Genomic DNA, 6,634 nt, shown 5'->3' on the forward strand with positions numbered 1-6,634 from the left:
TGATCCTCCTTCCCTAGAATGATATAGACGGTTGTTTCATGTCTCGCTCTAAAGCATATCTACATTGGTCAATCGTATGATTGTCCTTGTCTTCTAACTTGGCCTTTGGGTTACCGTCTGTATCTGTTTGATAGTCTATATTTTCAAACTCTCTAGCTGTATTAGGTGTACGTTTGGGGTCTATCACAATAGCTTCTAAGTCATCTAGCCACTTTTCGCCATATTCAACACTACCTGCACCTTTCTTGGCTCCACGCATATTAATGCCATAACCACGCATTTCATCAATAGATTTAGGCTCTGCACTATCGGCTGTTGTTAAATCCCTGTCATATCCTTTTTTCTTCATCCAGTCGGCTAGTTCTCTGTTGCTTATCTTAACTCCGTATTTTTCATCCATTGCATACAGGATGCGGCGTGTTTTATCGTAATGCCAACGACCAAAAGACAACGGATCGACCCCATAGCCCCAGTCAGTCCCTTGTCGGATATTATCAAACGAGTTTATTTCATCATGTGTGATTGTTCTAAATACTAGGTTATCAAACGGCACTACACCGCTCCCTATCGCTTCACCAAGGTATTCCCACCTATATTTGTGTGGTTTATTCTCTTCAACTTGTTTTGCTTCCTCAATAAACGCTTTAGAAATATGAGGGTTATTTAAGTATGTTGAGTGATTTACATATGTGTTATCTGGTATAAACTGCGTGTCATACTTTTTATTAACCCACGATTGTTTGCGTTTAGGTGGATTGTATGAGTAATAGAAAGCATAAAAAAGACCATCCTCTAATTCAGCACGTAACACCGAATTTTCGATAGTCGATACTTCTTCTTCCGTTTTAAACTCAGCTAATTCCTCAATCCACAATATCGCAATAGGGAACTTCGACACTTTAATGGACTTTATTTTCATTGGATCGTCAGCGCCACGGAAGATAATCTTATTACCCCTTGGTATATACACAAGCTGTAAAGGCGATTTCATAACCTTCCAGTAATGCGACACTCCTAATAGCTCAATAGCTTCTTTAAGTTGCTCAAACACCGACTCTTCAAGCGTTCTGGCGACCTTGCGCACAACTAATGCCGTTACAGGGTACTTCATCACATCTTTTACTATCTTAGGTGCTATAACTGATGATTTACCCGATCCACGACCGCCCTTTAAAACGTGTCTTAGGTATCTGTGTGAGTTGGATGCACCCCAGAACTCATAAAAGTGAGGAACGATGATTTCAGACAACTTAATCACCTTTGTCATAAGTATCACCTATGTCATCAATGATCTGTACTACTGCGTTAGTGTCAATCTCTTGTTTATCAGTCCACATTGCATAGCGCTTGCCAAGTAATTCAGCCGCCTTGTTACGGTCTTTAACAGGAGTCTCTAAACCTAGTTGATCTTTTACTTCGCCACGCATGACACTAGTCAAAAATGCTAACACTTCATCTTGACTTGCTATTCTTTCTTCTTCCTTTGATTCCATTCTTTCTTTTATATAATCCTGTATGTTGGCATTTGTTAGTAGTTTACTAGCATTCGTCCTAGCTGTAGAATCCTTTTTACAACTTGGATAAGCCTTTTTGTAGCTTTCTGTAGCATTCATTGTCTCTATATAATAATCAGCAAACGCCTTATGCCTTTCGTTCATTTGATCTCACCACCATGTACCGCAATAACTCTATAGCGTTAGTAAACTCATGTGTTTCTGGCACCGCTATTTTCTTGCCTGTCTTCTTGCTTACCTTATCCCCTTCGTGCCAGAATGTTAACTTGTAACGAGAATAGATGTTACCAAACTCTTTAGAATATCTTTGCTCTTTGGTTAGTGATACATCATGGCCGTTCATTCCTAGCTTTAGCAACAATAGTTTTAGGTTTTTACTAACATTCATGTCATATCACCCACCTTCTTCCTTTACGTTGATTTTTAATTAAACACCATCACCCAAAGTAATATTGACCACAGCATATACCAGCACGATTCTTTAAAATAGCCCTTCATTTTGTAGTTAATACTCATTCCTAGGTTAACGAAAAACAAAATAATCATGATAATTTTAAATACTTTATCTAAGGCATCACTTAACATTACATCACCCCTTTTATATAGTCTCTTATGTACAAAAAAAGCCGCCTTATTGGCGACTTGTGTTATTTATAGATTCATCTTCATGATTTCAAGTACCTGTTTCAATGTTTCTTCTGCTTTCTTTCGTGCGTTTTCATCCGTTGAACCAACTCTAATGTTTTCCAAGCAATCATTCATCAAGCGGTAAATTTCATGGCTCGCTGCAACTTTTTTCTTAATAGCATCTAGTTCCTTCTTCATTTCTATAACATCTTCGCTAAACAATTTAACCACCTCCCCAAGATAATATCATACTAATTATGTACACCGCATTACTTAGGCTGCGGTAACCTCCACGATCCATCCTTTATGTATCCCCTTGTCAAAAAGATACACCCCTGTGCTTGTGGTCAACACATCCCCATTACAGGGATAAGGAGGTGGTACCAGATTAACTCGTGATGATCTTGGTGTTTATACGTTAATCTGGCAGGCTTGGCGTCTCTATATAATTAAGTAAGTTATACGCATAATAAAAAGCACCCTGTTAAGAGTGTCTAATCCTTATTCAACTACTTCCCAATTTTCTGCGAACAGTTCTATCATAGTTTCTTTCCAGGGCACTCTCCCAAATCTACTTTCTACGTATAAGTATGGCGCTGTCATTTTACTATGTTTATCTGGACGTTGAACCCTAATAACCACATCTTTTTGCCACTGTGTGAGTCTCATTCCTTTTCCTTGCTTGGCTCCCTCAAGCGCTTGACCAAAATTCATTTCTCTTCATCCTCTCTGAAATTAAAAATGCCACCCCTAAGGATGGCTATATAAAAGGTTAATAATTACCGTATTGAGCAGTAATTTATCAGCGGTTACTGCTAATCCGCGTCGGTTCAGGCTTTTTGAGGAGGGAAAACAGTACCGACTAACGCGAAACCCTCATAGTATTAAGATGTGGGCAAGGATTTGCACCTTGCAGGCTTTCATGTTCTTTTGGCAATTTTAGTTGCCATCGTAGTTGTTTATCCGCAGTTACACAACCCGTTTTAGCAACCCATAAAAGCTATCCCATGCGTCTACCTATTCCGCCACCACATCATTTTTAAAGTGTGAAGGGAATCGAACCCTCAACCAGCCAGTGTAACCAACTTTGAAACTCCGCAGAGTTGTGTAATCGAACCACAGATATTACCAGCCGCTCTCCCTATTGAGCTACACACTTTGTATTGGATAAGGTGACGAGCGATAAGCCGTTTAAGTTATTGTCCGTCACCTTGGATATATATAGGAAATCGCACCGCTTTATATGGACTCTTTAGGTCAAGTGATGAAGTATTATTACTTCTGTGGTGCGTCCTATATATTTATCACAATACTATTGTATCACGTTTAATCGAGTACGAGCGGTCATAGATCGGACATAGAGCGGACATGATTTTAATCCTTAAATACGATTAGTCCTAACGATGTTGCCAACCGATAAATGGCATATGATTTAATACGTCTGTAATGTCTGTCGCTGTATCCGATCTTACGTGCCACCTCACTGTCCCATACATCATCGTCATTCATGTAGCGCTCTCTTATGAGCAATTGCTGTTTGGCTCCTAGCTTCCTAATAGCCTTTTCTGCACGCTCCACATGCCTTTTGCGCCTTTGTTGTTCATCAACCATATTAATTACCAAGTTCCCCGTTTGATCGCTTGTAACGCCTGTATTGCTTCGTGGCATATCGCTGTATGATGCTGTCATGCTAGGTTCCTCGGGGATGTATTCAGTGACTTGGTACTCCCTAGCACGACTCAGGTACTTTTCTACTGCTTCCCTCGTCTTATCTTCGTCCACGTCATATATATCAAAAGTCATTTGTTCCATTCACCTCACCTCATTTGCACTTATTTTCATTATTTTGAATATAAAGTCGTTTATTTTGATCATTCATTTGTGTTTATCTACACTTTCCTTCACTGTAAGCTTCATCACTTTGTAACGAACTATATTAGTCGCTGTGGTTCCTGCTGCTGAAATAATCAAGATGCCAAGTACAAAAGTTAACCATGGATGTTCTAATGCCCATTGCATAGTTTAATCCTCCAATCTCTTGAACTCTCTTTCAAATCTTCCTACTCTCACCTTATACTTATCCGTATCAAAGTTGATGTATCTGTAATGGATATCTCCGTCTATGTCCTCATATAAGGCGTATACTGTGTCGCCTTCTCCATCCTCATAGAATTGGTTTATACGTCTCTTTAGATGGGTTCTGGTTACCTTTATACCGTCCTTATCTACAAACGTTTCTATGGCTTGTTTTGGCGTGCTCATAGGTAATCAAATATGTCTGTCTGACCTTCTTTTATAAACTCACTCTTATCAACGATTAGCCCTTTTTCAATCATCCACTTAGGGGCATTTTCCTTACAGTGGTTCCATATGGTTTCCCCTGCTCTAGACCTTGCTGGGTTTTCCTTCTCCGCTTTATATGTCCATACCCAATAGCTTTGGGCTTTTACTGTTTCATTCATGGCTATACCCTTGCTTTCGGTATATAATCCACTCTCCATTGTCTATAGCCCTTTGAGCTTCTTCCACGCTCTTTGCTCGTCCAGAACCGTCAGAATAAACGATTCTTACTTTACCTGTTGGATATCCGTCAAAGTCACGATGCCACGATATAATCATTTTCCCAATTCCTTTTTCGTAAGCGAACTCACAACCATCAATATCTGTAATATCAAAGTTTTCAATTTCAATCATCTGTTTATCCCCTCCTATGGGAAAGAGGTTTTATACCTCTGTCCATCCTCCATCAATGTAGTTCCAAGCCCACTCATTCCACGCTTCTTCAATTGCTTGTTCACGTTCCTGCCCTTCCAGACCTTCCAAATCTAACTCAAATTCTTCTTCTCTTTTCGCTCCTACATATCCAATCGATAAAGTGAATAATAGTTTTGTCATAGTTTTATACCTCTGTTCCCTCATCTCTCTTCATGTGATCTTGAACTCTATCTTTTGGTAAACGCATTACGGTGAATGCTCCGAAATCATCAAGCGCATCTTCACCTTTGATGCAATCTTTAGGTATCAGTAAAGTAGTTTGAATACGAAAATAATCTTTATATTTACCAGTTTTCGTAGGAGCCGCAGTAGTAATGTCTCCTGCAAGTGGTACTATCAACAACAAACTATCATCTTTTTGCATACCTTCCGCTATATTAGATATTGAGTTGACGCTTGCATCAAATAATACTGTTTTCATTGTTATCTATCTCCTTTTATTTAATTTTAAGATCAATATCAGGCAGTATCGTCTGCGGTTTAAATATAACCCTGTAATGATATGTGCTCACGTTAGCTCCTTCTAGTTGCTCTGCGAAGTACGTAACGTTGTCTGAAAGACCAAGAAAGTGTTTTTTATATGCGTTATCTCCTGTCTTACATGTTACAGTTACTTGCTTGGAACGGTCGTCACTATTACCCAGTGAACAACGTCCCTCAATGGATAGTAAGTAGGTATCTGTTATTCCGTTGTAAAATACTACTCGTCTATTAATCTCGAAATTGTCTGCGGCTTTTGATAAGTTGCTAGACGCAATGTCAGCATCAGAACAAGCAGTTAACCCAATAACCAACCCAATCATCACAACTAAAAATGAAAATTTTCTCATATTTTATATCTCTCCTTTTATTTGTTATCCCTTAACCTCTATCAATCTTCTACGCCTACAACTTCTTCTTTGCACGATGGACATACATGGATGGCGCAATCTCTATATTCAGGATCAGAAATACTTCCGATCTCACCCTTAAAAACTTTGTTTGTTTCTTTATCCCAATCACGATTCCAATTCTTCACTAGACACTTTGGGCAAGTTGCCTTTCGTTTCATTTGTTTTATCTCTCCTTGTTATCCCTTATAGGGGTTACCCTTCTTCCATCAATTCAATAGCATAATCATATTGTTCTCTTGTAATTTCTATATTCAAAGGTTCATAGTTTTCACAAACCCCTTCAAAATCAAGAGATATACAGGCGTTCTCCCCATATTTTTCAATCATGTATCTTTTATGTCTAGCATGTTCCTCTTTAACCATTTCGAACTCTAATAGTGTTGGAGGTTTCAACGACTTACTTATAATCATGTAGGCATTTTGAATATTATCTAAGGTAACGTCTAAGTTTTCATCCTCCCAATCTCCAACATCCATATTTGCTGCTAAATATCTTTCAGGATTTGTCTTATTTCTCAGAACCATAACTGGAATTTTATTCATTGCCCTTGTACCTCCATCAGCGTTATATAAACAGCCATAGCGATTTGACGGGGAGAAGCTTGAAGCATATAAGCAACCCCATGCCCTCTATAAGTGACCTCCTGAAAATTGTCTGTTGGGTCTGGAGGTACGCCCTCATCAAAATACATAACATCGTATAGAGCACCCACATACTTATTAGCATTTACCGCTATAGCCTTTGCTTGGGCTTCTCTGGAATTAGCTAAGTTGGCTGTGTAAGAGTAAAAAATATCATTCTTATACTTTTCAACATCCCGACCA

General features: G+C 38.9%; 15 protein-coding genes and 1 tRNA gene. All 16 read right to left on the reverse strand.

Features of this window, described 5'->3' with window-relative positions; all coding sequences use genetic code 11:
• Positions 1–13 precede the first annotated feature (13 nt).
• A complete protein-coding gene (locus tag J2Z32_RS17135; protein WP_210090407.1) occupies positions 14–1,267 on the reverse strand; it encodes a PBSX family phage terminase large subunit in 1,254 nt (417 codons plus the stop codon).
• Positions 1,251–1,658: a terminase small subunit gene (locus tag J2Z32_RS17140; protein ID WP_210090408.1), complete on the reverse strand. Its 408-nt coding sequence runs from the start codon at positions 1,656–1,658 to the stop codon at positions 1,251–1,253. The genes J2Z32_RS17135 and J2Z32_RS17140 overlap by 17 nt, the downstream gene beginning before the upstream one ends.
• Positions 1,642–1,902: a hypothetical protein gene (locus tag J2Z32_RS17145; protein WP_210090409.1), complete on the reverse strand. Its 261-nt coding sequence runs from the start codon at positions 1,900–1,902 to the stop codon at positions 1,642–1,644. The genes J2Z32_RS17140 and J2Z32_RS17145 overlap by 17 nt, the downstream gene beginning before the upstream one ends.
• Before the next feature lie 263 nt (positions 1,903–2,165).
• A complete protein-coding gene (locus J2Z32_RS17150; RefSeq protein ID WP_210090410.1) occupies positions 2,166–2,363 on the reverse strand; it encodes a hypothetical protein in 198 nt (65 codons plus the stop codon).
• A 279-nt stretch (positions 2,364–2,642) separates the two neighbouring features.
• Positions 2,643–2,855 (reverse strand): Thoeris anti-defense Tad2 family protein, encoded by a 213-nt coding sequence (locus J2Z32_RS17155; protein ID WP_210090411.1) that lies wholly within the window; start codon positions 2,853–2,855, stop codon positions 2,643–2,645.
• A gap of 327 nt (positions 2,856–3,182) precedes the next feature.
• A tRNA-OTHER gene (locus tag J2Z32_RS17160) sits at positions 3,183–3,300 on the reverse strand.
• 215 nt (positions 3,301–3,515) lie between these two features.
• The gene (locus tag J2Z32_RS17165; RefSeq protein ID WP_210090412.1) at positions 3,516–3,953 is read right to left on the reverse strand and encodes an ArpU family phage packaging/lysis transcriptional regulator; all 438 of its coding nucleotides are present in this window, start codon (positions 3,951–3,953) and stop codon (positions 3,516–3,518) included.
• A 63-nt stretch (positions 3,954–4,016) separates the two neighbouring features.
• Positions 4,017–4,160: a hypothetical protein gene (locus J2Z32_RS17170; protein ID WP_210090413.1), complete on the reverse strand. Its 144-nt coding sequence runs from the start codon at positions 4,158–4,160 to the stop codon at positions 4,017–4,019.
• Between the two features lie 239 nt (positions 4,161–4,399).
• Complete coding sequence (locus J2Z32_RS17175; protein ID WP_210090414.1) at positions 4,400–4,603, reverse strand: hypothetical protein; 204 nt, start codon at positions 4,601–4,603, stop codon at positions 4,400–4,402.
• Positions 4,596–4,835 (reverse strand): hypothetical protein, encoded by a 240-nt coding sequence (locus tag J2Z32_RS17180; RefSeq protein ID WP_210090415.1) that lies wholly within the window; start codon positions 4,833–4,835, stop codon positions 4,596–4,598. Before J2Z32_RS17180 ends, J2Z32_RS17175 begins: the two co-directional genes overlap by 8 nt.
• A gap of 30 nt (positions 4,836–4,865) precedes the next feature.
• Positions 4,866–5,036, reverse strand: coding sequence for a DUF7167 family protein (locus tag J2Z32_RS17185; protein WP_210090416.1), 171 nt, complete (start codon positions 5,034–5,036; stop codon positions 4,866–4,868).
• A gap of 4 nt (positions 5,037–5,040) precedes the next feature.
• Complete coding sequence (locus J2Z32_RS17190) at positions 5,041–5,337, reverse strand: hypothetical protein (protein ID WP_210090417.1); 297 nt, start codon at positions 5,335–5,337, stop codon at positions 5,041–5,043.
• Between the two features lie 16 nt (positions 5,338–5,353).
• On the reverse strand, positions 5,354–5,746 hold the full coding sequence (locus J2Z32_RS17195) for a beta-sandwich lipoprotein (RefSeq protein ID WP_210090418.1): 393 nt from the start codon (positions 5,744–5,746) through the stop codon (positions 5,354–5,356).
• Between the two features lie 41 nt (positions 5,747–5,787).
• Entirely contained in the window at positions 5,788–5,967 is a 180-nt protein-coding gene (locus J2Z32_RS17200; RefSeq protein ID WP_210090419.1) for a hypothetical protein, read from the reverse strand.
• 34 nt (positions 5,968–6,001) lie between these two features.
• Positions 6,002–6,352, reverse strand: a complete 351-nt coding sequence (locus J2Z32_RS17205; protein WP_210090420.1) for a hypothetical protein — start codon at positions 6,350–6,352, stop codon at positions 6,002–6,004.
• The coding region (locus J2Z32_RS17210; protein ID WP_210090421.1) for a hypothetical protein at positions 6,349–6,634 on the reverse strand (286 nt) is incomplete at its 5' end. The genes J2Z32_RS17205 and J2Z32_RS17210, both read right to left, overlap by 4 nt.

The sequence above is a fragment of the Paenibacillus turicensis genome, assembly GCF_017873435.1.
GTDB lineage: Bacteria > Bacillota > Bacilli > Paenibacillales > Paenibacillaceae > Fontibacillus > Fontibacillus turicensis.

Coding starts and splice junctions, on each gene's coding strand:
- J2Z32_RS17135 (WP_210090407.1), bottom strand. CDS start 1,267: ATGACAAAGGTGATTAAGTTGTCTGAAATCATCGTTCCTCACTTTTAT.
- J2Z32_RS17140 (WP_210090408.1), bottom strand. CDS start 1,658: ATGAACGAAAGGCATAAGGCGTTTGCTGATTATTATATAGAGACAATG.
- J2Z32_RS17145 (WP_210090409.1), bottom strand. CDS start 1,902: ATGAATGTTAGTAAAAACCTAAAACTATTGTTGCTAAAGCTAGGAATG.
- J2Z32_RS17155 (WP_210090411.1), bottom strand. CDS start 2,855: ATGAATTTTGGTCAAGCGCTTGAGGGAGCCAAGCAAGGAAAAGGAATG.
- J2Z32_RS17165 (WP_210090412.1), bottom strand. CDS start 3,953: ATGGAACAAATGACTTTTGATATATATGACGTGGACGAAGATAAGACG.
- J2Z32_RS17170 (WP_210090413.1), bottom strand. CDS start 4,160: ATGCAATGGGCATTAGAACATCCATGGTTAACTTTTGTACTTGGCATC.
- J2Z32_RS17175 (WP_210090414.1), bottom strand. CDS start 4,603: ATGAATGAAACAGTAAAAGCCCAAAGCTATTGGGTATGGACATATAAA.
- J2Z32_RS17180 (WP_210090415.1), bottom strand. CDS start 4,835: ATGATTGAAATTGAAAACTTTGATATTACAGATATTGATGGTTGTGAG.
- J2Z32_RS17185 (WP_210090416.1), bottom strand. CDS start 5,036: ATGACAAAACTATTATTCACTTTATCGATTGGATATGTAGGAGCGAAA.
- J2Z32_RS17190 (WP_210090417.1), bottom strand. CDS start 5,337: ATGAAAACAGTATTATTTGATGCAAGCGTCAACTCAATATCTAATATA.
- J2Z32_RS17195 (WP_210090418.1), bottom strand. CDS start 5,746: ATGAGAAAATTTTCATTTTTAGTTGTGATGATTGGGTTGGTTATTGGG.
- J2Z32_RS17200 (WP_210090419.1), bottom strand. CDS start 5,967: ATGAAACGAAAGGCAACTTGCCCAAAGTGTCTAGTGAAGAATTGGAAT.
- J2Z32_RS17205 (WP_210090420.1), bottom strand. CDS start 6,352: ATGAATAAAATTCCAGTTATGGTTCTGAGAAATAAGACAAATCCTGAA.